Origin of the sequence: Streptomyces sp. H51 (genome assembly GCF_035656535.1) — a bacterium.
Taxonomy (GTDB): Bacteria; Actinomycetota; Actinomycetes; order Streptomycetales; family Streptomycetaceae; genus Streptomyces.
This window is the reverse complement of the sequence record NZ_JAYMHD010000006.1, coordinates 1-1,180: the sequence shown is the minus strand read 5'-3', so window position 1 is coordinate 1,180 and position 1,180 is coordinate 1. Positions and strand designations below refer to the sequence as shown.

Annotated in this window: 1 pseudogene; it reads left to right on the top strand. The window is 70.8% G+C overall.

From position 1 onward, the window contains the following. A pseudogene (locus VKA29_RS00530) lies at positions 1 to 1,180 on the top strand (alpha-1,4-glucan--maltose-1-phosphate maltosyltransferase); the annotation flags it as partial.

Below are 1,180 nucleotides of genomic sequence, written 5' to 3'. Positions count from 1 at the left end.
CCCGGCTGGCGGCGGCGTTGACGCCGGAGGTGGACGCGGTGCTGGCCCGGCATCCGCTGCGGGAGCTGGTCACCGCCTCCGAGCCGCTGGAGCTGCTGGTGGAACGCGAGCGGGCGCTGTACGGCGCCTGGTACGAGTTCTTCCCCCGCTCCGAGGGCACCCCCGAGCAGCCGCACGGCACCTTCCGCACCGCCGCCCGCCGCCTCCCGGCGATCGCCGCGATGGGCTTCGACGTCGTCTACCTGCCCCCGGTCCACCCCATCGGCACCACCTTCCGCAAGGGCCGCAACAACACCCTCTCGGCCGGCCCCGACGACGTCGGCGTGCCCTGGGCCATCGGCTCCCCCGAGGGCGGCCACGACGCCGTCCACCCCGCCCTGGGCACCATCGAGGACTTCGCCTTCTTCGTCGGCCGGGCCCGCGAGCTCGGCCTGGAGATCGCCCTGGACTTCGCCCTGCAGTGCTCCCCCGACCACCCCTGGGTCGCCAAGCACCCCGAGTGGTTCCACCACCGCCCCGACGGCACCATCGCCTACGCCGAGAACCCGCCCAAGAAGTACCAGGACATCTACCCCCTCGCCTTCGACGCCGACATGGACGGCCTGATCGCCGAGACCCTGCGGGTGCTGCGCCACTGGACGGCACACGGCGTGCGCATCTTCCGCGTGGACAACCCGCACACCAAACCGGTCGTCTTCTGGCAGCGGGTGATCGCCGAGACCAACGCCACCGACCCCGACGTGATCTTCCTGGCCGAGGCGTTCACCCGCCCGGCGATGATGCACACCCTCGCCCAGACCGGCTTCCAGCAGTCCTACACCTACTTCACCTGGCGCAACACCAAGCAGGAACTCACCGAGTACCTCACCGAGCTGTCCGGGGAGGCGGCCGCCTACATGCGGCCCAACTTCTTCGTCAACACCCCCGACATCCTCCACGAGTACCTCCAGCACGGCGGCCGCCCCGCCTTCGAGGTCCGCGCCGTCCTCGCCGCCACCCTCTCCCCCGCCTGGGGCGTCTACTCCGGCTACGAACTGTGCGAGAACACCCCCCTGCGCGAGGGCAGCGAGGAATACCTCGACTCCGAGAAGTACCAGCTCAAACCCCGCGACTGGGACACCGCCGAACGCGAGGGCCGCACCATCACCCCCCTCATCACCCGCCTCAACGACATCCGGCG